The sequence below is a fragment of the Vibrio sp. La 4.2.2 genome (assembly GCF_027586995.1).
GTDB classification, from domain to species: Bacteria; Pseudomonadota; Gammaproteobacteria; order Enterobacterales; family Vibrionaceae; genus Vibrio; species Vibrio mediterranei.
Window position 1 is genome coordinate 587443 of sequence record NZ_JAPPTJ010000003.1, and the last position, 23828, is coordinate 611270.

Here is a 23828-nt window from a genome sequence, read left to right on the forward strand (position 1 = left end):
AAAAAGCAGCACATAAGTGCTGCATTAAAAATTCTGTGTCGGAGGCTACTCGCCATCCAGTCCTCGTATAGGCTTGATCGTACCCCATCCTTTACATGAAGGACAATGCCAATATAACGAATGCGTTGAAAAGCCACATTTACGGCATCGATAGTGCGGCTTAGTTTTTAATTGCTCACCCACCAGTGATTGCAAGGTCGTTAAACTCTCCTTCGCTCGACCCTCTTCCGCATTCGCAAGATGATAGTCCATCAGGCGGTAGAAACCCTTCATGGTTGGGCTACGAACCAGCTGCCGAGTAAGCAACGCCTGTGCGGCCTCCGTTCCTTCGTGGTTTGCAACTAGCTGCGCCAACATCAACTCAGCAGAAACACCGGCACCTTTTTCAATACTGGCTCTCAGAAATTCAACCAAACCCTGTTCTTGCCCTAAGTGGTGATAACACTCAGCCAAGGTAGGGAGAACTTCACTGATAAAGTCTTTATCTTGTTCTAGCACTGACTCAAGGTAGGACACGGTTTTAGCGTAATCTTCATCTTCCAGATAAAGTTTACCTAATGAAATGCTGGCACGAGCACACCTAGGGTCAACGGCAAGGGCCTTTTTAAAGTTTTGGATCGCCTTATTGGTATTACCGTCGGCCTTTTCGATCATAGCCAACTCACACCAAAAATGAGCGATGCTGTTCTTCACTCGCTTCTTGCCCATCTTTTGTAATGCTGTAGCGTACTCAATCGCTTTATGCCACTCACTGGTTTGCTGATAGATTGCCAGTAATTGCGTTAGAGCAGCTTCACGATGTTCAGGTTCATCAACCAACTGAACAAAAATCTTTTCTGCACGATCAAGAAAACCTGACACCATATAGTCTTTGGCAAGCTGTTGCAGAGCGAGGTTTTTCTGATCGATGGTTAACCCAGAACGGGAGATAAGGTTTTGGTGAATTCGAATGGCTCGGTCTACTTCTCCGCGTGAACGAAATAAGTTACCCAAAGCTAGGTGAGTATCAATAGTCTCATTATCGACTTGTAGCAGTTCGATAAAATGATCAACCGCTTTATCCGATTGATCAGAAAGCAATAGGTTAAGGCCCGTCATATATTGACGAGATATCTGATGCGATTGCTCCTGTCGATCATGCTTCACGCTGCGCTGTCCCATGTACCAACCATAGGCCGCAGCTATCGGAAGAAGCAGGAATAATAGCTCAAGCATTTAGTAAATAGACCCTAACCCTTTTGTTTGATTAGCTATTCGCGCTAACCACTTCTTTAGATTCTGATGGTTTCTGTTTCGCTAACTGTTTCTTCAACTTGCGTACCGTCAATTGAGACTTAAGGTGTAAGCTGCCAAAAATAACCCAAGAGATAACAAAACCTATGACAAACACACTGCCCAGCAAGGTCGATAGATGGAAATCACCTTGGGCCAGCAAATAATTAAAAGTAACCACTTCTTGGTTCTGTGAGCCAAGAGCTAAAGTCACTAAAAAAAGTACTATCAGTAAAACTATTTTTATAATCTTCATGCGTTTTTACCACAGTTATTGGATAGCTACGATTATGCAGGAAATTGGATTCACACACCATGCCCTCTAACAATAATCTTGTTAATCGTGGCTAAAATTAGAGTATATAGACTATTCTGTATGCACCTTTGGTGATAATTAAACGACTATGCGCACTCGACCACAAAACAAAACGGCACACTAATAAGTATGCCGTTTTATCGATTAACGAGTATTTATAGACTGTCGTTCACGCGCTCACGTAACTCTTTACCTGGTTTGAAGTGTGGTACGTATTTACCATCAAGTTCCACTTTATCACCAGTTTTAGGGTTGCGACCTACACGAGGTTCACGGTAGTGAAGAGAAAAGCTACCAAAACCGCGGATTTCAATACGGTCACCGCTCTCTAACGTATTGGCCATATGTTCTAGAATATCTTTTACCGCATCTTCAATTTCCTTTGCGGACAAATGAGTTTGCTCCGCGCAGAGTCTTTCTATCAGTTCAGACTTAGTCATAGGTAGGTACCCTCGTTACTCTTTATCTTTAGTATCTTTATATTCAGTGAATAGTGGTCTATTTGTCATTTTACAACAACAGTGCACTAACTGCCTGTATAAATTGATAATAGTCTATATTTTGAAAAGATAAAAACAAAAAAAAGGAGCCTTACGGCTCCTTTTTCACTAATGGCGTAAATTATTCGCCTTTAGCAGCTTTGAATGCATCAGCCATAGCATTACCGAACGCGCCTTCTTCTTGCTTGTTCAGTGAAGCCATTGCTTCTTGCTCTTCAGCTTCATCTTTAGCTTTAACAGATAGGTTGATTACGCGGTTCTTACGGTCAACACCTGTGAACTTCGCTTCAACGCTGTCGCCAACGCTTAGGATTAGAGACGCATCTTCAACGCGGTCACGTGATACTTCAGAAGCACGGATGTAGCCTTCTACACCTTCTTCTAGTTCGATAGTAGCACCTTTAGCGTCAACTGCAGTAACAGTACCGTTTACTAGAGTACCTTTCTTAGTGTCTGCAACGTAAGCATTGAATGGGTCATTTTCCATTTGCTTAACGCCTAGAGAGATACGCTCACGCTCAGCGTCTACTGCTAGAACAACTGCAGAGATCTCGTCACCTTTCTTGTACTCACGAACTGCTTCTTCACCAGCAACATTCCAAGAAATGTCAGATAGGTGAACTAGACCGTCGATGCCGCCTTCTAGACCGATGAAGATACCAAAGTCAGTGATAGACTTGATCTTACCAGTAACTTTGTCGCCCTTAGCTTGCATTTCAGCGAATGACTGCCATGGGTTAGCTTTACACTGTTTCAGACCTAGAGAGATACGACGACGTTCTTCGTCGATATCAAGAACCATAACCTCAACTTCGTCGCCAACATTAACAACTTTAGATGGGTGAATGTTCTTGTTAGTCCAATCCATTTCTGAAACGTGTACTAGACCTTCAACGCCTTCTTCGATTTCAACGAAGCAGCCGTAGTCAGTTAGGTTAGTAACACGACCAGTTAGCTTGTGACCTTCTGGGTAACGCTTAGCGATTGCTACCCATGGATCTTCGCCTAGCTGCTTAAGACCTAGTGATACGCGAGTACGCTCACGGTCGAACTTAAGAACTTTAACTAGGATCTCGTCACCAACGTTAACGATCTCAGATGGGTGCTTAACACGCTTCCACGCCATATCAGTGATGTGTAGAAGACCGTCAACACCGCCAAGGTCAACGAATGCACCGTAGTCAGTAAGGTTCTTAACGATACCTTTAACTTCAGTACCTTCTTGTAGAGTCTCAAGAAGTTCGTCACGCTCAACGCTGTTTTCAGATTCGATAACAGCACGACGAGAAACAACAACGTTGTTACGCTTCTGGTCTAGCTTGATAACTTTGAACTCTAGCTCTTTGTTTTCTAGGTGAGCAGTGTCACGGATTGGACGCACGTCAACAAGAGAACCAGGAAGGAAAGCACGGATACCGTTTAGTTCAACAGTGAAACCGCCTTTAACTTTACCGTTGATGATACCAACAACAGTTTCAGCTTCTTCGTAAGCTTTCTCAAGAACGATCCAAGCTTCGTGACGCTTCGCTTTCTCACGAGAAAGTTGAGTTTCACCGAAACCGTCTTCAACAGCGTCTAGAGCTACGTCTACTTCAGCACCAACTTCAACTTCAAGTTCGCCAGCAGCGTTCTTGAACTGTTCAGCAGGGATAGCAGACTCAGACTTAAGGCCAGCGTCAACAAGAACGAAACCGTTCTCGATAGCAACTACAGTACCTTTAACGATACTACCTTGTTGGAATTCTGTTTCGTTTAGAAACTCTTCAAAGAGTTGAGCAAAAGATTCAGTCATTATTTAATCTTCAATAAGTAAACGTCCATGGGCATCCTACCGCATGGGGTTGATAATTTAGTCGGTCATCATCCTTGCAACCAACGGCTCAAAGCTCACCAAGTCTATGCCTAATAGAGGCTACTTCGTGAGTTTAGATTCGATATATTGTAGCGCTTTTTCCAACACTTGCTCGATGTTTAGCGAAGTTGAATCTAGCACTAGAGCGTCATCTGCAGGACGAAGAGGTGCAACCGCACGGTTACGATCTCGGTAGTCTCGTTCTTCGATCTCGCTCAAAAGGTCGTCAAATCTAACATCTAAACCCTTTAGTTGCAACTGCTTAAAACGCCTTTGCGCTCTTTCTTCTGCACTTGCATCTAGAAAGATTTTTACTGGTGCTTCAGGGAAAACAACAGTTCCCATATCACGACCATCGGCCACCAAACCAGGCTCGACATTAAATGCTCTCTGACGACGTAGCAGAGCTTCTCTTACGCGAGGCAGCGCTGCGATTTTTGATGCCGCATTGCCAGTTTCTTCTTTACGAAGTTCACCTGACACATCTTCACCTTCAAGGATCACTTTAACCAGTTCTCCTTCAGCGACAAACTGCACATCTAGGTGCATCGCCAATGGGACTAGCGCGTCTTCAGACTCAAGATCCACGCCATGATGAATTGCAGCTAACGCTAAAACGCGGTAAATCGCCCCAGAATCCAGTAAGTGATAGCCTAATTTCTCAGCTAGCAACATACACAGTGTGCCTTTGCCAGCACCACTTGGTCCATCCACAGTAATCACTGGTGTGTTTGAGGACATGTTTTACTCCACGTTGTTTTTTCATAAGCTCGACTTTGAAGGTCCAACTCATTTTTGTTCTTAATTTTACGGCGCAGAATTATATACCCAATAGCCTCAAGATGCCATTTTCTTTACCTTCAAACATAAAAAAGCGCCAACAAATAACCTTGTTGGCGCTCTATTCATTAAATGTATTTATACTATTGGTTTTTGGCCGCGGCTAATCAGTTTTAGTAGCACGTTATCGGCAGCCTCGCCCGCTACACCTGCCAGTTTATCGGTGATCTTCTTCTTTTGAACATAGTGGATAGACAACACGGTTTTGTCCTTACACGCTTCGATAACAATATCATCCGATGCTTTAATTTCATCCACTAGCCCTAGCTCTTTGGCTTGAGTACCAAACCAGTGCTCACCCGTCGCAACTTTATCCAAGTCGAGAGCCGGACGATGTTCGCGAATAAAGTCTTTAAACAGACCGTGCGTTTCTTCTAGTTCTTGTTTGAACTTGTCACGAGCTTTATCCGTGTTTTCGCCAAACATTGTCAGCGTGCGCTTGTACTCACCCGCTGTAAGCTGTTCAAATTCGATATCATTTTTCTTCAATAACTTATTGAAGTTCGGCAATTGTGCAATCACGCCAATAGAACCAACAACAGCAAATGGCGCTGAGACAATCTTGTCAGCAATACACGCCATCATATAACCACCACTTGCTGCCACCTTGTCTACAGCGATAGTCAAAGGTAATTTCGCCGCTTTAATACGGTCAAGCTGTGAAGATGCCAAACCATACGCATGAACCATACCGCCACCGGATTCAAGGCGTACTAGTACTTCGTCGCCATCACGCGCTACAGCCAGAATCGCGCTCACTTCTTCACGTAGCGATGCCACTTCTTTCGCATCAATGCTGCCATTAAAGTCGAGAACGAATAGGTGTGGTTCGCGTTTGCTATCAAGCTCACCATCTTTTGACGCTTTTTTAATCTCTTTCTCGCGCTGCTTGGTTTTCTCTTTTTCCGCTTTCTTTTCTGCTTTATCACGAGCTTTGATGAACGCGTCATCGTGTAAGTGGTGTTCTAATTGCTCTACTGTTTGTTTACGTTGTTCAGTTAAGTTAGTGATTTCAAGTTCGCCTTTTGCGCCACCAGAGCGTCCACCAACTGACTTAGCAATAACCAACAACGCGACAATCGCTACGACAACAGTCACGATCTTGGCTAAAAATAATCCGTAGTCTAATAAAAATTCCAATGTGTTAATCCCCTGTACGACGAATTAGTGTATTGTAACCATCTTGTCACGATTACCAAGAATTATTCAAAACTAAGGAAGTGTTCAGTGGAATATTCAACCGCTCCTGAGGCGCTAAAAGGTAAAGTTATTCTAGTCACAGGCGCTGGTGCCGGCATTGGTCGCCAAGCTGCTTTAAGTTATGCCGAACATGGCGCAACAGTCATTTTATTGGGTCGTAATGTTAAGAATTTAGAGTACCTCTACGACGAAATTGAGAATGCAGGCTACCCACAACCCGCTATCATCCCGTTAGATCTAAAGGGTGCAACTAAGCAGAATTACATCGATATGGCGGAAACGATTGAAGGACAATTTGGAAAACTCGATGGCATTCTCCACAACGCCAGCGTCTTGGGCACATTAAGCCCTTTCGATCAAATTGACGAAGAGACCTTCGACGACGTGATGAAAATTAACGTCAAGTCTGAGTTTCTGATGACGCAAGCCTTGCTGCCTGCACTGAAAAAAGCAGAGGCAGGACGAGTAATCTTCACTTCCTCTACCGTTGGCCATTCAGGTCGTGCTTTCTGGGGCACTTATGCGATTTCTAAGTTTGCAACAGAAGGCATGATGCAAATTTTAGCGGATGAACTTAGTGATACTGAAATCAGAGTCAATGCCATCAACCCAGGTGCTACACGTACTCGTATGCGTGAAAAAGCGTATCCAGGAGAAGACGCCAATACGCTCAAAACACCGAAAGATATTATGCCATTGTATCTACACCTGATGGACCCTAGTGTCACCGACGTTAATGGTCAGTGCATTGACGCTCAGCCAAAGCGAGTGGTTAGCTAATATTTTTCCATGAATCCGTCATTCTCAGTAGATCTAAGAATGACGGGTATTCACCATTTGCATCAACGACTCACATTATGATGCTCTGACAGAAACTCCCCTGCCATTGCAAAACCGTGCTCATAATCTTCCATTATTTGGTCTTTCTGGCTCAGCAACCCTTTTGACGATAATTCATGTTTCGGTTGAATGTGCCATAGGTTTACATCCTCCGGTGGTGATAACAGAAACTGCTCCACTTCCGCATGATTAGCATAGTGAGACACCAACATATCCAAATGACTTGTACCGCTGCGACTGAAAGGTACACGCTTGTTTTGAATGTCGATCAGTCGGCTAAGCTTTTCTTTGTCTTGGATCCAATTAGATAACTTAAGTTTATCGGCCGCTTTGAGTTTGTTCTGCTCTCGGTATGATTCCAAGCGTGGTCCTGTTAAGCGTTGATAATCCGCTTTAATGCTCTCTAACTTCTCAGAAAAGTTCTTATGGAATTCTGACAACTTTTCCTTAGTTCCAGAGATTTTTAAGTGGTTAATGTGAGTATCCAACCCTGCTTCAAGTTCTTTCTTCCACTTATCTAGTGAATCTTTTACTGACGCAGTCACCGCATGTTGCTGTTTCGGCTGCGGAATGGTACTGATGACCACCATGTTGTTTATCCCTCGACGGTAAGACTCTTCTACTGGGATAGTCGCTGAGACGCCACCATCGACCCATTTTTTGCCATCAAATTCAATGTCATGATAATAGAGCATTGGAATGGCACAGGTTGCTCTTAGTACATCAAACCAATTCTCCGCAAAAATCGGATAGTAGTAATCTTTAAGCTCTTCAACATCGGTAATACAAGCGAGTGCGATTCTATCCTCACCAAGGTACTGCTCACCCTTAGCAAGATCCAAAGGAAATTCACCACTGTTTACAAACTCAAACGCCCAGTCCAAATCCATTGGCTGCTGTTTTTGTAGGAACTTATTGAAGTCGAAAAATCGGTCTCGGGTGGTGTAATTCATAATGAAATCTAGCCCTAGACCACGTTGCTTAGTAACAAAAGAAGAGACATTCAATGCCCCTGCCGATGTGCCAATATAGAGTGAGAATGGGTCAAAATTCACATCGATAAATTTATCAAGTACACCCGCAGCAAACGCCCCTTTTTGGCCGCCTCCTTGTACAATCAACGAGTATTTTTCATTTTGTTTGAACACGACCACTTCTCCTATCCGAACCGACGATGGTGCAATCTTCCTTTGAGATTAAAATATTTGCTCTAGTCTGAACACTGCTTTTTTCGTGTTTTTTGTTACCACTAAATTCGGCTAACGCTTTGTTTATGTTAACTGTCTCCTAATATTCGTGTACCTCCCGATAATACAAGGCTTGCAGCCGTTAAGAATTATTATATACTGTACGTATATACAGGTATTTATTATGCATGAATTGATTAGCGAATTACAAAGTAAACAATTGATTTGGAAAGGGGCAAGAGCTGAGTCTTTCAGTGAGTGTCATTCAACAGGGTTTGCTGAATTAGATCATCGTTTAGGTGGAGGCTTCCCAATTTCTGGTGTTATTGATATTCAATCACCCCTTGGTATCGGTGAACTGAGACTATTGATGCCCTACGCACAAGCACAAACAACAGAACGACTTCTAGTGTTCATCAACCCGCCTGGTTATCTATGCGCGGAATACCTATACGCTCAAGGAATTGATCCTGCCAAGATCTTGCTGATTTACCCTGAGTCAGGGAAACACGCACTCTGGGCAGCAGAGCAATGCTTAAAGAGTGGCGCATGTTGTGGTGTCTGTTTATGGCAAGATGGGCTCGAAATCCATCAAGCAAAGCGCTTACAAGTAGCTAGTGAAGTCGGACACTGCTTACAGTTCTTATTTAAGCCAGCCTTATCCGGAAGCACATCACAAGTATTCTCACTACCCGTCTCCTTGAGTTTGAATTTGACTCCTCATGAAACAGGGCTTTCCATCTCTATCACTAAACGTAAAGGCGGCTTTGTTCGAGACAGTTTTGTTATTGATATGAGCACTTATTGGCCTGAGTTAACACTTTCTACAAAACCTCATACTTCTACCGTGATTCCTTTCCCAATGCAGCAACAAGGATAAGTGGAACAACGATGTTACTGTGGTTATATTTGCATTTCCCGACTCTGCAACTCGACACTCTATTTCATAATAAAGACAGCAACCATGATGCTGATGTCGCTGTTGCTATCGTCGATGGTCGCCGCCATGAAGTCATTCAAGCCAACCAGTATGCCCTTGAACAAGGTGTTAAATTAGGAATGGGGCTTGGTAGTGCAGCCGCACTTTGCCAGGATCTTCAAGTACACCCATACGACCCAGAAATGGAAGCCAATCGGTTGAGTGATATCGCTCAATGGTTGTATATGATCACCTCTGATATTTGCCTATTTCCGCCTAATGGATTGTTAATCAAAGTAACTAATATGCTTTCACTCTATGATGGCATCGACAATTATTGGTCGACTCTATACGCACACCTTAGCCATCTTGAGGTTCAAACGTTTTACTCTACAGGCCAGTCACCTTTCAGTGCGATGTTAATGGCAAAACAAGGTAAAAACTGGATTGAGCCACAGCTCACTCATCTGAAACAAGCCATCCTGAGCTACCCCTTAACATGTACTGAGCTACCGAATAAACAAGTAGAGAAATTACAACGAGTCGGCATTCAGACCATCGACGATTTACTAATACTACCTTTACCCGAAGTAGCAAAACGTTTTGATATCGACCTCGTCAACTATGTAGGAAGACTGACTGGTCAATTTAAGCACCCTGTGGAATTTTATCACCCTGCAGAACACTTCAGCCAATATCTGGAGTTGCTGTTTGATATTGAAAATATTGACTGGCTGCAAAAACCGTTGACGCGATTATTCAAGCAATTAGAGGTATTTTTGAAGCTTCGTGACAAGGTCGCGTTTGAATTACAGCTCACGTTACATCAACGAGATCATGGCGATCAGCCTGTGACTTTTCATTCAGCTCAAGGCGATTACCTTGCCACGAAATGGCAAGCACTTTCTAAGTTAACTTTGGAGAATATCCAGCTTGATGGTCCCGTAAATGGCTTAACGCTTTCTATCGTTCGAGCTGAAGAAACCCATGTAAATGAACACGATCTCTTTGACGGTGTGAAAGGAAGTCAAACTAGCCTTGAGCTCATATCGACCTTACAAGCCAAGCTTGGCTTACAAGCGGTCACATCCCTCAAGCTCACTGACGATCCAAGACCTGAATTTGCCACCCAACCTATGATGCCAACAGCCAATGATAAAGCCGAGGTAAATACCTACTTACTCAAAAAGCTTCGCCCTAGCTTGCTCTACCCTAAGCCAGTTTTATTAGAGCAGCGTGTTTCTGTCATTTTAGGGCCTGAGAGAATCATCAGCGGTTGGTGGGATGGTAATGACATTAAACGTGATTACTACGTTGCTCGTAACGAACAAGGACAATGGTTGTGGTTGTTTCGAACCGAAGATAAACAGTGGTTTATTCATGGGTTATTCAGTTAGTCCGGAAAAGTAAAACAGATATGAAATACGCCGAATTATTTTGCCAAAGCAACTTTTCGTTTTTAACCGGTGCTTCTCACGCCGAAGAACTAGTATTGCAAGCAGAGTTCTTACAGTATTCCGCTATTGCTATTACGGATGAATGCTCCATCGCAGGTGCAGTGCGGGCTCATACCGCCATTAAGCAGCATGGTCTATCGCTAAAACAAATCGTCGGTAGCATGTTTTGGCTCAATGATGAGTGTCAGTTCATTTTACTTAGTCCAACACGGGAAGCCTACGCTGAACTCTGCCGTATTATCACGAATGCTAGACGGCGCTGCGAGAAAGGTGATTACCAACTATCAGAATGGGACATCATGTCATTGCGTCATTGTCTTATTCTATGGCTACCGACAGGCAGAGAGTCTGATGTGAGATGGGGGCGTTGGTTGGTACAGTATCACCACCAGCGTCTTTGGATTGGCTTGCAACGTCACCTAACTTCCAATGAACATCGCTATATACAACATTGCGAGACACTGTCTGTTGATTTGCAGCTCCCCATTACCGCTTGTGGTGGCGTTTTGATGCACACCGCAACTCGGCTTCCGCTGCAACACACATTAACCGCGATAAAACTCAATACCTCTATCGAAAAAGTATGCAGTCACTTACTGGTTAATACCGAGCGAAGCTTAAGACCCAAAACTAAATTGGAGAAACTGTATCGCTCTGAGTGGTTAAACGAGAGTGTATATATTGCAAGCTTATGTGAGTTTAAGCTCAGCAAACTTCGTTACGAATATCCTAGTGAGCTTATCCCTAACGGCAAAACACCAATGGGGTATCTCAGAGAGTTAGTCGAGCGTGGTAAAGCACAGCGATTCCCCGAAGGACTGCCTTCACATGTGGAGCAAACCATTAATAAAGAATTAGCCTTGATTGAGGAACTGGATTATCCGTTTTTCTTTCTCACTATTCATGACATCGTCATGTTTGCCAAACAACAAGGCATTCTTTACCAAGGACGAGGTTCAGCCGCGAACTCTATCGTCTGTTACTGCTTAGAAATAACCGCCGTTGATCCGAGACAAATCTCGGTCCTGTTTGAGCGTTTCATTAGTAAAGAACGTAACGAGCCGCCCGATATCGACGTTGATTTTGAACATGAGCGCCGCGAGGAGGTAATACAGTACATCTATCAAAAGTATGGACGAGAGCGTGCTGCCCTTGCGGCGACCGTGATCTCTTATCGTTTTAAAAGTGCTGTGCGTGATGTAGGTAAAGCCTTAGGGGTTAGCGACACTCAACTCGATTATTTCATCAAGAACATCAACCGCCGTGATCGCTCACAAGGTTGGCAAGCTCAACTTATCGAGCTTGGGCTGAAGCCTGATTCACTGAAAGGTCAGCAGTTTATTGAGCTCGTCAATGAGATCACAGGTTTTCCACGACACCTCTCGCAACATGTGGGTGGATTTGTCATTTCATCAGGGCCACTTTATGAATTGGTTCCAGTAGAAAATGCTGCTATGGCTGAACGTACTGTCATTCAATGGGATAAGGATGATCTTGAGAGTCTTGGTTTACTCAAAGTCGATGTCCTTGCCTTGGGAATGCTAACCGCGATCCGCAAATGTTTTCAGCTGATCAATAAACACTACGGTCGAACACTGACCATTGCAGACATCACCCGCCGACAAGATGATCCTAATGTGTATGCCATGATTCAACGCGCCGACACTATTGGCGTATTCCAAATCGAATCACGAGCACAAATGAGCATGTTGCCACGTTTAAAGCCCGCTACGTATTACGATTTGGTCATTCAGATTGCCATTGTGAGGCCCGGGCCGATACAAGGGGATATGGTTCATCCCTTTTTGAAACGTAGAAACGGAGAAGAAGCCATCTCTTACCCTTCCAAAGAAGTCGAATCTGTCCTTTCTCGCACTCTAGGGGTGCCTATTTTTCAAGAACAGGTCATCAAGCTTGCGATGGTTGCAGCAGGGTTCACTGGCGGTGAAGCGGATCAACTACGCAGAGCCATGGCAGCTTGGAAGAAAAATGGCGATTTATTTAAGTTTCGCTCTAAATTGATTCAAGGTATGCAGGCCAAAGGCTATGAGACCGAATTTGCCGAGCGACTATTTGAGCAAATATGTGGATTCGGTGAGTATGGCTTTCCGGAAAGTCACTCGGCCTCTTTTGCCGTGCTTGCTTATTGCAGCGCTTGGCTTAAACACTATTACCCAGATGCTTTTTATACCGCGTTACTCAATAGTCTGCCTATGGGCTTTTACAGCTCATCACAACTGCTCCAAGACGCTAAACGGCATCATGTTTCTATTGCCCCGGTGTGCGTCAATTACTCGCAATACCATCACTATTTAAGATCGACACCACAAGGCTTAGTACTACAACTTGGCTTTAGACAAGTTAACGGGCTCAGTGAATCGAGTATGCAACGCTTGCTACAACATAGGCCTCGCGAGGGCTTCACGACAGCGACGCAAATTAAACAGCTTGGACTGAATCGTCGTGAGTTAGAAATACTCGCTTCAGCCAACGCTCTGAAAGCCATATCAGGGCATCGTTACGCTACACGATGGGCGATGATGGATAATTTACAGGATTTACCCTTGTTTAAAGCGGAGAAGAGTGATGATTCGTCACTCCCCCACCAGCCATCGCCAATTGAAGATATGTTAGAGGATTTCTCTGCAATGAACGTGTCCCTCAATCAACATCCCATCACCCTCTTGGACCAAGCTGGCAAGTTAGGACGCTTTACTCGTATGCGGGACCTTACTTTGAAGCCACACAAGTCTTTGGTCACCGTAGTGGGTACTGTCACTGGAAAACAGTCACCAGGCACCGCAGCAGGCGTGACCTTTTTTACACTCGAAGATGATACCGGCAATATTAATGTTGTTGTTTGGCAAGCCACCGCAAGAGCTCAGAAAAAACAGTACCTCACCGCTAAAATCCTTAAGGTGAAAGGGATTTTAGAACGTGAGGGGCAAGTCATCCACGTAATAGCTGGACGCTTGATCGATATGACCGAGCAACTTTCTGATCTTAAGATACAGTCAAGAGAGTTCCACTGATTGCAAATCATAAAACGAAAAAACGGGAGCTATTGCTCCCGTTTTAAATCATATTGAATCATAGATCCGCTTCGACTGCCGCTTCCGTACGTCTTTTCTTCCATTCCTTGAAAATGAGTAAACTTAACGTCATTAAGACCTTAGAAGTTAACCAAATCATTCTGATGGAACAACCTTTAGCTGGTAGTTAAAATTTATTTATGACTCTTATGGCTTTTGACCATAATACAACCAAATTATAGCTTATTTTTAACGTACAGCGTAATTTATTTTGCGATGCGAAACAATTACAATGTCTCTCGCATACGGTCTTGCACAACTTCAACCAGTAAATCAGGTTGAAACTTAGAAATAAAACGGTCACAACCGACTTTCTCTACCATCGCATCATTAAAGCTACCACTGAGCGAAGTATTTAAAGTAATAAACAAATCTCGCATTCTAGGATCACTTCTAACTTCATGCGTCAGTTTGTAGCCGTCCATTTCCGGCATTTCTGCATCTGTAATCATCATCAACAGTTCATTACATACATCAATCCCCTCATCACACCACTGCTTGAGAAGGTTGAAAGCCATCGCACCATCGAAGCACTCAATGATCTCGACGCCAAGCTGATCCAATGTGCCTTTCACTTGATTACGAGCCGTGGAAGAGTCATCAACGATAAGAATTTTTTTACCTGACAAGTGAGGTAATAAGCTGCGGTCAAGGGTATGCTCAGAAATCGACACATCGTAGTCGATGATCTCTGCTAGTACTTTTTCAACATCAATGATTTCAACTAGATTGACTTGCTGATTCTCTTCAACCTTAGTGATCGCAGTTAAGTAGTTTGCACGACCGACTGTACGAGGCGGAGGTTGAATCTCTGTCCAAGCAGTATTAACGATATTCTTCACTTCACCAACTAAAAAGCCCTGAACAGATCGATTGTACTCAGTGATAATCAGGTTTTGGTCACCATCGTCTTTAGCTGGTGGAAAACCGATAGCGCGACGTAAATCAATCACAGGAACGGACTCACCACGCAGAGAAGCTACACCGCGAATACTAGAATGAGAGCCAGGAAGTTGAGTTAATGCAGGAAGCTTTAGCACTTCCTTTACTTTGAATACGTTGATAGCGAAAGTTTGACGGCTGTTAAGCGTAAACATTAACAGCTCTAATCTATTTTCTCCCACTAACTGGGTACGCTGATCTACTGAACTTAAAACGCTCGACATGAGGCTTCCTTGGCAAAACACGAACTAAAACTCTTATCTCATGTAATCGGCAGGAAGCACAAGAAGTTTACTGACTTTGTATAGAAAAGTATGACCGTCTACAAAAATGGTGAAAAGCCTTATCCTTCAATCACTTTCATCAGCAGCAAGCCATCATATAGTGCTTGTTTCACCAAAGCGGCTCCCGGCATTGTTGCTTGTTTATAAAAACGAGACTCCACAAGTTGTAGATCTTGAGTATAAACAGGGAGGCTTTGCTCTGCGATACAACGCTCAATGGCGGGATATAAAATCGATTTCGCTTGGTTGATAACGCCACCAATCAGTACCTTTTCAGGATTGAAGAGGTTGATGACAATAGCAATTGCAGAACCTAAATGTTCACCTAGTTTCTCTATCACCCCGATCGCCAAAGCGTCACCATTCGCCGCCGCTTCACAAATAGCTTCGACTGTAATGTCTTCGCATTCAGAAAGAACCGACGCTTCGCCTTTCGCTAATCTCTTAGAGACTTCATCCCTGATAGCTTGTGAACTAGCAACAGTTTCAAGGCAGCCTCTGTTGCCACAGTGACAAGGTGCGCCGTTGCGATCGATCTGGATATGCCCTAACTCACCAATATTACCGTGACGACCTTGTAATACACGACCATCTAATATGATTCCGGCACCTAGCCCGTGGTGAATTGAGATTAACACTGAGTTATCACAATCTTGAGAATGCCCAAAGAGATTTTCCGCTAATGCCCACGCACGGGTATCATTCGCTACGAAAACAGGCAATCCTGTTGCTTTAAAAATTTCCTCGCCAATGTTTAAGTTCTTTACATTGTAATGAGGCATTTGCAACACAATGCCTTGATCGGAATTCACCAAACCGGGCAACGTCAACGCAATACTGGTGACACGATCAAGTTGCTCATTGTAACTTTCAAAGAAGTCATCAATTTCATAAAGCAGTCTCGCCAGTACATCTTCCTGATCCACTTCATGAATTTCTATTTTGGTATCGATAAGAACGTCGCCGCCAAGCTCGTGCAACGCGATAGATAGGTAGCCTCGCCCCAACCGCATGGAAAGGAACTGCCAACCTTGATTGTTGGTTTGCAATCCAACAGCTGGACGACCTCGACTGGTCGCCTCCTGAACGGTGGTTTCGTGTATTAGGTGTGCATCAATAAGTTCACGAGTGATTTTAGTAATACTAGCCGGAGCCAAACTACTGAGTTTTGATAAATCGATTCGCGAAATAGGCCCAAATTGGTCTATCAGTTTATACACACGACCAGCATTGATCTGCTTGATATGATCAATGTGCCCGGGTTGAGCCATGTACATTTTGCACTCCAAAAAACAACAACCTATTAATTTTTTTACTTTGCGAAGTAATTGTGAAGCAGTTTAATGGATTGCCGTGACAAATATCACGCATATAGATGAATCTTTGGGGCTCAAATCACCATACGACATTGATTGGCAAAGGCATCAATAAAATCTGACGTATAAAAAACAATCAATAGATGATTAAAGAGCTGTTAACAATATCAGCGCTTTTTTCACGACGAACAATAACTAACCTGTTTGAGATGGCAGCCAAAGGTCAGACGTTTCTGAAGCGTTTACTTGAGTGATACTTGCAAGATTATAACGCTCGACAAAACGGAATCCAGCATCGAGCCCAAGTTGATAGTCATGTAGAATATCTTCAGGATCACTCATTAAAGAAGCGGTTTTTAAAGCAACTTCTGGAGCAATTTGTAGCACGAAGCAGTCATCAGGAGGGGTTTTCAAGAACTCTTGAGTTAACGCATATGTTTGGTAATGCACCATGAGCATATCGGCTAACCCAGAATCAAACTTTTCTCCGAATAAATGACTGAGACGGTAAATATCTGCAGCGCCGAACAGCCATCGACCACCGTTAATTAGGTTGAGATGTTGTGCATGCTTACTTTCCTGAGCTTTTAATATTTGGTTATCAAAGAAGCCATTCCAATCATTAGACCAACTTTGTATTTTTTCTTGCCACTGTAGCTGTAAGCCGTTAAGTGACTCCCTGAACCAAGTTGGTGGTTCGGTGGCAACGGGTTGATCATCCACCACTGGAGTATCTTCACCTCCACACTCTTCTGTTCGAATTACGACGATCGTACGGTTCTCTTGTCGCCATGCTTCTTGAACGGGTATTGACGCAGACACCCCTCCATCGATGAATGCTTGTTGATTCAATGTTACCGAACCCTCAAATAAATTGGGAATCGCACTTGTGGCCATCAGCACTTGATACCAATTATCTTGCAACATTGGGAAATAGTGATCTTTGAGAGTCGAAACATCAGTGACCGCTGCGAATGCTCTTCGCTGACCAATGACCCTTCGCCCCATGTCGATATCTAGCTTATACGGATACTCACAAATTCTGTCGAGCGCCCATTCTAAGTTGAGATACTGTTTGCGACGAATAAAACTAAACAGATTAAAAAACTGTGGATCGGTGGTAAGGTCGAGAATAAAAGATTTGCCTAGGCCGGCTTGTCTAGAAAGGTAGGCGCAAATGTTTAAAGCGCCAGCTGAAGTCCCATAAAACTCATCAAATGGGTCAAAATTAGACAACAAAAAGGCGTCTAGCACACCGGATGTGAAGATACCTCGCTGGCCTCCTCCCTGTGCAACTAACGCCGTTTTACCGCCAATATATTTTTGTAACTGAGCATCATCTATGACGGTTCGGGTATTGGTAATTAACCCAAGATTCGCCATATAAATCTTATGCAGTTAGGATCGCGATAAGTCCAAACGCAACAATGGTGCTGAACGCAACCGTCGTGATCGTCAGAGCTAGTTTAAGATCGTATTCCATAACACCTCCAGTTGTAACATTTTAATTACTATTGTGACATACAATTACAATATACAGGTAACCACTTCAAATTTATGACGTTAATGTCACACTATAATTAAAACTAGTACATCCCAGACGTGAATTGTAGCCAATCAGTTCTTATTTATAGGAATGCAAAAATGACATACAGGTTCTTACTGCTCCCCCTTGCCACAACACTCTTAAGCTTTTCCAGTTGTGCCAATGTCATTGTGACACCGTTTATTGGTTACTCGATGGGAGGTGCTGCCGAAAACGGCAATGGTGAGAGTTATGATATTTCTCCATCGGCAAATGCAGCATTAGCAATTGAGTTTCCGTTCCGCAATGGACGAATGGGTGTCTTATACTCTCAGCAAGACTCTTCATTAGATACCTTAAACTTAGACTCTCGAATTCAATACCTCCAGTTTCAAAGTAGCGCCGAGTATCGAGTTAACGACCAAACCTCTACATATATCGGAGCAGGGCTTGGTGCCTCTCATACTTCTGGGGAGTGGGCTAAGTCACATACTGGATTTGCGGCAAGTATATTTGGTGGAATGGAGTACCATCTAACCAAGAACCTCGCTTTAAATGGGCAAATCCGTTGGCAAGGAACTGCGGTGAGCAACGAAACTATATCTATTTGTAACTTGCCGACAGAAGATCAAAGCTGTCTTATCGGTTTTAAAACCAAATGGATGAATCAGTTTCAAACTAACTTTGGCATCAGTTTCAGATTCTAACATTTCCGTTAACAACTTTAATACATTGCGAGAACTTTTATGCTACACAGCAACGTGTAACAAGATAAAATCACAGGAAATTATTAAGAATATTTCGCTGTATTTTATAAAAGATAAAAGAAGTAGAGAACGCAATATTCCCACTACTTTAGTATATAAAGCTAACATAACACCATTCCACAATACTAACCACCAAGAACTAATCCAAACCAGAACAGTGAAATCTATTGCGATCAAGTAATAACGGCGTTACTCTGATTTTAATTTGTAGCTAAATGTTTCACTAGCAAGCATTAGAAAGCACAAAATCCAGTCGTATCATCTATTTTAATTGGCATGTGCCGAGTAATATTCAAAATAAGAACCATATTATAAAATATATTGTTTGAATATTTATTAATAAGCAAAAATTTCCATTACAGAATAATAATTGGATTTGAGTATAGATGAGGCCATGTAGAAGATTCACTAAAAGGAGTTAATTATGAAACGTGAACAGTGGGGATCTCGAGCGGGATTCATACTTGCAGCGGTAGGTTCAGCCATTGGACTTGGTAATATCTGGCGTTTCCCTTATATGGCTTATGAAAATGGCGGTGGCGCGTTCTTTGTTCCCTATTTGTTCGCCATGATTACCGCCGGTATCCCCTTTATGATCTTAGAGTTCAGTATGGGTCAAAAGTATCGCGGCTCTGCGCCAGCAACCTTGGCTAAAATCAACAGCAAGTTTGAATGGCTAGGTTGGTTTCAAGTGGGTGTCGCCGCGACCATCGCCGTTTACTATGTGGCGGTTATTGGATGGGCTATTTCATACTTCGGTATGTCTTTCACGCAAAGTTGGGGAACTGATACCAATGCATTTTTCTTCAGTGAATACTTGCAGCTTGGTGACAACTCTCCGAGTAACCTTGGTGATATTCAATGGAAAATAGCAGGGTCGATGCTTATCGCTTGGGCCATTACATATGCGGCAATTGCAGGAGGCGTTAAATCTGGTATTGAGCGCGCAGCGAAAATCATGATGCCTGTACTGTTTATCATGGTATTACTGCTGATCGGTCGTATGATTTTCCTTCCAGGCGCGCTGGATGGTGTCAATTATATGTTTGAACCTGACTTCAGCAAGATTTGGGATGTAAAAGTTTGGGCTGCCGCCTATGGGCAGATCTTCTTCACGTTGAGCATTGGCTTTGCCATCATGCTCGCCTACTCCAGTTACTTACCCGAGAAGTCAGATATCACCAATAACGCATTTATGACAGTCCTTATTAATTGCGGCTTCTCAATACTAGCGGGTATCATGATTTTCTCTGTTTTGGGCTATATGGCACAAGAACAGGGTAAACCTTTGACTGAAGTCGTTACCGCAGGGGTTGGTCTTGCTTTTGTAACTTTACCAGCAGCGATTAACTTACTACCAGCTCCATATATCCTAGGGCCACTTTTCTTCTTCGCACTTGTCATTGCAGGTTTAAGCTCACACATTTCTATTATGGAAGCCGTGACATCTGCCGTCATCGACAAGCTAAAGTGGCGTAGAAATAAAGCGGCAAGCGTTATCTGTGGCGCAGGCTTAGTTATCTCTATGGCCTTTGCCACTAACGGAGGCTTACTACTACTTGACCTTGTCGACCATTTCGCAAATAACGTTGGTATCGTAGCAAGCTGCCTAATCGAAATTATACTTATGGCTTGGTTGCTAAAAATTGCTGATGTACGAGACTATGTCAATCAAATATCTGACTTCACTATTGGTACTTGGTTCGACGTATGTCTTCGATTCATTACTCCTGTCATCCTAGCAATTATCGTCGCCACGAAGTTTAAGACTCTCTTTACCGAAGGCTACGGTGGTTACGACCAATCGGATCTGCTTTTGTTAGGATGGGGGCTCATGGGGCTACTCGTTGTGGTCGGAATTGTGATTAATTTAACCAGTAAGAAAGAGGCTTAATATGACAGTCAGCGCAATCTTTATGATGGTTTTAGGGCTTGGTATCACATGGGGTGGTGCATCCTACTGCATTAAGAAAGCCATGGATAAATAACCCAAAATTTATTTTTAAACAAAAATGCCAGCATCTAAATGCTGGCATTTTTTATGAATCAATTTAGAAGCTGTACCTAACACCGATACCCGCCCCAATACCTAACTTCAAATCACTATTATCAAACATCAGATTTGGGGTTAATTGAGCGTAAGCGTCCCAACTACGTGCAAAAGGGAGTTCTACGCCAAGTGCCACGCGCGGTCCAAATTTATCAGAACGTTGAATTTGACCACCGACGCCAGCAAACCAGCTAAACGGTACGTCTCCACCAAATTGTCCACGACTAAAGATATAGTCAGCAGCAACGCCATCGTTACCCACGGCAAAGTTAACGGTATTATTGATTTGGCCAACAATACTTAATCCTTGATCCAACCCCATACCGATCTTGAAGCCAGAGTTACCGCTGCTGCGCGATGAGCTTCTAGACTGATTAGATTTTTGATTACTTTGAGCCGGTTTACTTGTCGCAGGAGTTGCAGTTTGATTTTCTTCAACAATTTGCCATTGCTCTTCACCGCCAGCAGTATTGCTTGCAAACGTTGCGAATGACGAAATGGTAGCCATAGTAAATACCACTACCAAAGGGAATTTTATTTTCATAGGTTTGCTCTCTGATTGATCATGCCTGCTCTTCTGTTTAACTGAGAGCTTGTGTCTTCTGGCATGTAAGTTGGAATAACGGCATTCTAGAGAGGCAAGTAGTCCGAATGTCATGACAAGGAAAACAGAGAGCAAGAATTTCCACTCCATACGATCAAAAAAAGGGAAGCAAATGCTTCCCTTTTCAATTTTTATTGGACGTGTTGATTAGCCGTGGTTACGAATCCACTCGTCCATATCTGTTTTCAGGTTATCTGACTTAGTACCGAAGATAGCTTGAACACCACCTGATACTACAACCACACCTGCTGCACCAAGTTGCTTAAGCTTGTCTTGGTCAACGATTTCAGTGTCAGCTACCGCTACACGTAGACGAGTAATACATGCGTCTAAGCCTGTGATGTTAGCTTTACCACCGAATGCCGCAACTAGTTCACCAGCCATTTCGTTACCAGAAACTGCTGCAGCTGCATCTTCAGACTCGTCTTCACGACCTGGAGTCTTAAGGTCCATTGCAGTGATAACGGTACGGAATACAAAGTAGTAGATTGCCGCGTAAACTAGACCAACACCAATCATCAGACCCATCTTCTGAGCGTGGCCAGAAAGAACTAGGAAGTCGATTAGACCGTGTGAGAATGAAGTACCGTGTACAAAGCCTAGAGTGTTAGCAACAACGTATGCAGAACCAGCTAGTAGAGCGTGGATTGCGTATAGTACTGGAGCAACGAATAGGAATGAGAATTCGATTGGCTCAGTAATACCTGTTAGGAACGATGTTAGTGCTGCAGAAGCCATGATACCCATAACTTTTGCGCGGTTCTCTGGTTTAGCACAGTGTGCAATAGCGATTGCAGCAGCTGGTAGACCGAACATCTTGAACATGTAACCACCCGCTAGCTGACCGAAGCCATTACCAGCAGCACGAGATGCATCGTCTGCAACTAGGTAACAAGTTAGTACGCCGTTTTGAGTTTCGCCCGCTGCGTTTACACAAGTACCTGCTTCGAAGAAGAATGGTACGTTCCAAACGTGGTGTAGACCGAATGGGATTAGAGAACGCTCAACAACACCGTAGATACCGAATGCTAGTTGTGGGTTTTGCTCAGCAGCCCAGTGAGAGAATGCACCGATTGCAGAGCCGATTGGTGGCCATACGATAGACAGTACGATACCTAGTGCGATTGCAGTGAAACCAGTGATGATTGGCACAGCACGCTTACCAGCGAAGAAGCCAAGGTATTCTGGAAGCTGAATTTTGAAGAAACGGTTAAATGCCCAAGCAGCCACACCACCGACAAGGATACCACCTAGTACACCTGTATCGATTTTTTCAACACCCATTACGCCAGCCATAACGCTTAACGTAGCAGTCATGATGCCGTAACCAACGATTGCAGCAAGACCTGCAACACCATCGTTGTTAGTGAAGCCTAGTGCAACACCCACAGCGAATAGAAGAGCCATTTGGCCAAATACCGAACCACCAGCTTGTTCCATAAGATTAGAAACAACATCTGGGATGAAGCCAAGGTTGGCAGCACCTACCCCAAGTAGAATACCTGCAACTGGTAGTACCGATACTGGTAGCATCAGAGACTTACCAACTTTTTGCAGGTTAGCAAAAAGGTTCTTAAACATGTTTATGCTCCTGATAAAGTTATTAGTTTATGGGCTCTAACGGCACACCCCCGTAGCCTTAAATGTTAGCACCCATAGAAAATGTAACCACGAATTGAATTATATTTTCTGCCTCTAAATATATATTGATGCTCCTCATGGTTTCTACACACTTACGAAATTTAGTTTCAAAACTACGCTTAGATCACAGTTCATCGGCCAAAATGTAATGCTTTACAACTGCCATAAGACATTGTTTTTATTGATATTAATATTAGCATCAATTAATTTTACGCAGTGAATAAAATACACACTTAAGTTATTTTACGTAACATAATTACAGTTTGTGCAGACTAACTACTTTTTTCTCAACAGATTTGGTGAACATTAACTTTTTTTGACTTTTTCAATTTTTGAAAACAAAAAAGACGCATATTGCGTCTTTTTTAATCACTCCTAGCAAGAAACTTAATTTTTATCGCAAAAATAGATCGTGATAGTTTTGGGTTGTTTTTTCACCGACTTCTTTAAGTGAAACCCCTTTTAGCTGTGCTATGTATGCTGCAACTTCAACTACATAAGCTGGTTGATTCTCTTTCCCTCGATGAGGAACTGGAGCTAGGTAAGGCGAATCCGTTTCAATAAGCAGTCGCTCTAAAGGTAGCTGTTTAACCACCTCTTTCAGCTCTTTGGCTTGTCTAAAAGTGACAATTCCAGAGATAGAGATGTAGAAGCCTAACTCCATCGCAGCCTGAGCAAATGGCAAATCTTCTGTAAAACAATGTATGACACCACCACACTTTTCAGCCGAACCATTTTTCAGAATAGCTAGAGTGTCTTCACGTGCGTTTCTAGTATGAATAATCAGAGGTTTATTAACCTCAACCGCTACCTCTACCTGTTGCTCAAACCGGGTTTTCTGAAGGGCGGCTGTTTCAGGTTGATAGTGGTAATCCAGCCCTGTTTCACCAATAGCAACCACTCGGTTATGCGAGGCATATTGCTTAAACAGTTCAAGAGAGAAGTCACTCTCAACGTCTAATGGATGGACACCACAAGAGGCCATAACCTCTGGATACGGTTCGATTAATTCCAACATCTTTGGAAATGAACCTAATGTCACACCCACTGATAACAACTTCTCGACATTCGCTGCTTTAGCTTTCTGAATAACATCTTGAATGTCCAAATGGACATCGTCATAGTCGAGTTTGTCTAAGTGGCAGTGGGAATCTACAAACATAATTTTCTAACTTAAATTTGATAATGATGAACGAACTTTAGCATTACCAACCCCGTTCAAAG

General features: G+C 43.2%; 21 protein-coding genes. 7 read left to right on the top strand and 14 right to left on the bottom strand.

Annotated elements, in window-relative coordinates; translation table 11 throughout:
* Positions 1–45: 45 nt before the first annotated feature.
* The 6 genes from lapB to sohB all read right to left on the bottom strand — a co-directional run bounded on the left by lapB (position 46) and on the right by sohB (position 5920).
* Complete coding sequence (lapB, locus tag OH456_RS09010; RefSeq protein WP_006075560.1) at positions 46–1215, bottom strand: lipopolysaccharide assembly protein LapB; 1170 nt, start codon at positions 1213–1215, stop codon at positions 46–48.
* Positions 1216–1246: 31 nt separating this feature from the next.
* Positions 1247–1528: a LapA family protein gene (locus tag OH456_RS09015; protein ID WP_252038844.1), complete on the bottom strand. Its 282-nt coding sequence runs from the start codon at positions 1526–1528 to the stop codon at positions 1247–1249.
* 215 nt (positions 1529–1743) lie between these two features.
* Positions 1744–2028 carry an integration host factor subunit beta gene (ihfB, locus tag OH456_RS09020; RefSeq protein WP_088876954.1) on the bottom strand — a complete coding sequence of 95 codons (285 nt, stop codon included), beginning with the start codon at positions 2026–2028 and terminating at the stop codon, positions 1744–1746.
* A gap of 181 nt (positions 2029–2209) precedes the next feature.
* Complete coding sequence (rpsA, locus tag OH456_RS09025) at positions 2210–3880, bottom strand: 30S ribosomal protein S1 (protein ID WP_038230008.1); 1671 nt, start codon at positions 3878–3880, stop codon at positions 2210–2212.
* 120 nt (positions 3881–4000) lie between these two features.
* On the bottom strand, positions 4001–4681 hold the full coding sequence (gene cmk / locus OH456_RS09030; protein WP_031496510.1) for a (d)CMP kinase: 681 nt from the start codon (positions 4679–4681) through the stop codon (positions 4001–4003).
* A 177-nt stretch (positions 4682–4858) separates the two neighbouring features.
* Positions 4859–5920, bottom strand: a complete 1062-nt coding sequence (gene sohB, locus OH456_RS09035; protein WP_038230006.1) for a protease SohB — start codon at positions 5918–5920, stop codon at positions 4859–4861.
* An 87-nt stretch (positions 5921–6007) separates the two neighbouring features.
* Between sohB and OH456_RS09040 the strand changes: the two genes are divergently transcribed.
* Positions 6008–6760 carry a YciK family oxidoreductase gene (locus OH456_RS09040; RefSeq protein WP_006075070.1) on the top strand — a complete coding sequence of 251 codons (753 nt, stop codon included), beginning with the start codon at positions 6008–6010 and terminating at the stop codon, positions 6758–6760.
* Positions 6761–6822: 62 nt separating this feature from the next.
* On the opposite strand, the gene OH456_RS09045 is transcribed toward OH456_RS09040, so the two are convergent.
* Positions 6823–7968, bottom strand: coding sequence for a patatin-like phospholipase family protein (locus OH456_RS09045; RefSeq protein WP_006075071.1), 1146 nt, complete (start codon positions 7966–7968; stop codon positions 6823–6825).
* Between the two features lie 223 nt (positions 7969–8191).
* On the opposite strand from OH456_RS09045, the gene imuA reads away from it, so the two are divergent.
* From imuA to OH456_RS09060, 3 genes are read left to right on the top strand one after another with little or no spacing between them, the layout of a single operon-like run.
* On the top strand, positions 8192–8887 hold the full coding sequence (imuA, locus tag OH456_RS09050; protein WP_239913986.1) for a translesion DNA synthesis-associated protein ImuA: 696 nt from the start codon (positions 8192–8194) through the stop codon (positions 8885–8887).
* 11 nt (positions 8888–8898) lie between these two features.
* Entirely contained in the window at positions 8899–10323 is a 1425-nt protein-coding gene (locus OH456_RS09055; protein WP_270033301.1) for a Y-family DNA polymerase, read from the top strand.
* A gap of 20 nt (positions 10324–10343) precedes the next feature.
* On the top strand, positions 10344–13415 hold the full coding sequence (locus OH456_RS09060; protein ID WP_198557557.1) for an error-prone DNA polymerase: 3072 nt from the start codon (positions 10344–10346) through the stop codon (positions 13413–13415).
* A gap of 287 nt (positions 13416–13702) precedes the next feature.
* Here OH456_RS09060 and OH456_RS09065 read toward each other — a convergent pair whose 3' ends face one another.
* The 4 genes from OH456_RS09065 to cydH form a co-directional block, all read right to left on the bottom strand.
* The gene (locus OH456_RS09065) at positions 13703–14641 is read right to left on the bottom strand and encodes a chemotaxis protein CheV (protein ID WP_006075075.1); all 939 of its coding nucleotides are present in this window, start codon (positions 14639–14641) and stop codon (positions 13703–13705) included.
* 119 nt (positions 14642–14760) lie between these two features.
* Positions 14761–15978: a sugar metabolism global transcriptional regulator Mlc gene (mlc, locus tag OH456_RS09070; protein ID WP_006075076.1), complete on the bottom strand. Its 1218-nt coding sequence runs from the start codon at positions 15976–15978 to the stop codon at positions 14761–14763.
* 234 nt (positions 15979–16212) lie between these two features.
* Entirely contained in the window at positions 16213–17400 is a 1188-nt protein-coding gene (locus OH456_RS09075) for a patatin-like phospholipase family protein (RefSeq protein WP_062460370.1), read from the bottom strand.
* Between the two features lie 7 nt (positions 17401–17407).
* Positions 17408–17500 (bottom strand): cytochrome bd-I oxidase subunit CydH, encoded by a 93-nt coding sequence (gene cydH / locus OH456_RS09080; RefSeq protein WP_096441502.1) that lies wholly within the window; start codon positions 17498–17500, stop codon positions 17408–17410.
* Between the two features lie 161 nt (positions 17501–17661).
* On the opposite strand from cydH, the gene OH456_RS09085 reads away from it, so the two are divergent.
* The 3 genes from OH456_RS09085 (at position 17662) to OH456_RS09095 (ending at position 20297) form a co-directional block, all read left to right on the top strand.
* Positions 17662–18249 (top strand): outer membrane protein, encoded by a 588-nt coding sequence (locus OH456_RS09085; protein ID WP_270033302.1) that lies wholly within the window; start codon positions 17662–17664, stop codon positions 18247–18249.
* Positions 18250–18733: 484 nt separating this feature from the next.
* Positions 18734–20203: a sodium-dependent transporter gene (locus OH456_RS09090; RefSeq protein ID WP_270033303.1), complete on the top strand. Its 1470-nt coding sequence runs from the start codon at positions 18734–18736 to the stop codon at positions 20201–20203.
* 1 nt (position 20204) lies between these two features.
* Entirely contained in the window at positions 20205–20297 is a 93-nt protein-coding gene (locus tag OH456_RS09095; protein ID WP_006075081.1) for a MetS family NSS transporter small subunit, read from the top strand.
* A 63-nt stretch (positions 20298–20360) separates the two neighbouring features.
* Here the strand turns inward: OH456_RS09095 and OH456_RS09100 are convergent, their stop codons facing one another.
* From OH456_RS09100 to OH456_RS09110, 3 genes are all read right to left on the bottom strand, one after another.
* Positions 20361–20903 (bottom strand): hypothetical protein, encoded by a 543-nt coding sequence (locus OH456_RS09100; protein ID WP_124940878.1) that lies wholly within the window; start codon positions 20901–20903, stop codon positions 20361–20363.
* A gap of 207 nt (positions 20904–21110) precedes the next feature.
* Complete coding sequence (ptsG, locus tag OH456_RS09105; protein ID WP_006075083.1) at positions 21111–22544, bottom strand: PTS glucose transporter subunit IIBC; 1434 nt, start codon at positions 22542–22544, stop codon at positions 21111–21113.
* Positions 22545–22998: 454 nt separating this feature from the next.
* The gene (locus OH456_RS09110) at positions 22999–23766 is read right to left on the bottom strand and encodes a TatD family hydrolase (RefSeq protein WP_270033304.1); all 768 of its coding nucleotides are present in this window, start codon (positions 23764–23766) and stop codon (positions 22999–23001) included.
* Between the last annotated feature and the right edge of the window lie 62 nt (positions 23767–23828).

Excerpts from the sequence above, each read along its gene's own strand:
- lapB (WP_006075560.1), bottom strand. The coding sequence starts at position 1,215 with ATGCTTGAGCTATTATTCCTGCTTCTTCCGATAGCTGCGGCCTATGGT.
- OH456_RS09015 (WP_252038844.1), bottom strand. The coding sequence starts at position 1,528 with ATGAAGATTATAAAAATAGTTTTACTGATAGTACTTTTTTTAGTGACT.
- ihfB (WP_088876954.1), bottom strand. The coding sequence starts at position 2,028 with ATGACTAAGTCTGAACTGATAGAAAGACTCTGCGCGGAGCAAACTCAT.
- rpsA (WP_038230008.1), bottom strand. The coding sequence starts at position 3,880 with ATGACTGAATCTTTTGCTCAACTCTTTGAAGAGTTTCTAAACGAAACA.
- cmk (WP_031496510.1), bottom strand. The coding sequence starts at position 4,681 with ATGTCCTCAAACACACCAGTGATTACTGTGGATGGACCAAGTGGTGCT.
- imuA (WP_239913986.1), top strand. The coding sequence starts at position 8,192 with ATGCATGAATTGATTAGCGAATTACAAAGTAAACAATTGATTTGGAAA.
- OH456_RS09055 (WP_270033301.1), top strand. The coding sequence starts at position 8,899 with ATGTTACTGTGGTTATATTTGCATTTCCCGACTCTGCAACTCGACACT.
- OH456_RS09060 (WP_198557557.1), top strand. The coding sequence starts at position 10,344 with ATGAAATACGCCGAATTATTTTGCCAAAGCAACTTTTCGTTTTTAACC.
- OH456_RS09065 (WP_006075075.1), bottom strand. The coding sequence starts at position 14,641 with ATGTCGAGCGTTTTAAGTTCAGTAGATCAGCGTACCCAGTTAGTGGGA.
- mlc (WP_006075076.1), bottom strand. The coding sequence starts at position 15,978 with ATGTACATGGCTCAACCCGGGCACATTGATCATATCAAGCAGATCAAT.
- OH456_RS09075 (WP_062460370.1), bottom strand. The coding sequence starts at position 17,400 with ATGGCGAATCTTGGGTTAATTACCAATACCCGAACCGTCATAGATGAT.
- cydH (WP_096441502.1), bottom strand. The coding sequence starts at position 17,500 with ATGGAATACGATCTTAAACTAGCTCTGACGATCACGACGGTTGCGTTC.
- OH456_RS09085 (WP_270033302.1), top strand. The coding sequence starts at position 17,662 with ATGACATACAGGTTCTTACTGCTCCCCCTTGCCACAACACTCTTAAGC.
- OH456_RS09090 (WP_270033303.1), top strand. The coding sequence starts at position 18,734 with ATGAAACGTGAACAGTGGGGATCTCGAGCGGGATTCATACTTGCAGCG.
- OH456_RS09095 (WP_006075081.1), top strand. The coding sequence starts at position 20,205 with ATGACAGTCAGCGCAATCTTTATGATGGTTTTAGGGCTTGGTATCACA.
- OH456_RS09100 (WP_124940878.1), bottom strand. The coding sequence starts at position 20,903 with ATGAAAATAAAATTCCCTTTGGTAGTGGTATTTACTATGGCTACCATT.
- ptsG (WP_006075083.1), bottom strand. The coding sequence starts at position 22,544 with ATGTTTAAGAACCTTTTTGCTAACCTGCAAAAAGTTGGTAAGTCTCTG.
- OH456_RS09110 (WP_270033304.1), bottom strand. The coding sequence starts at position 23,766 with ATGTTTGTAGATTCCCACTGCCACTTAGACAAACTCGACTATGACGAT.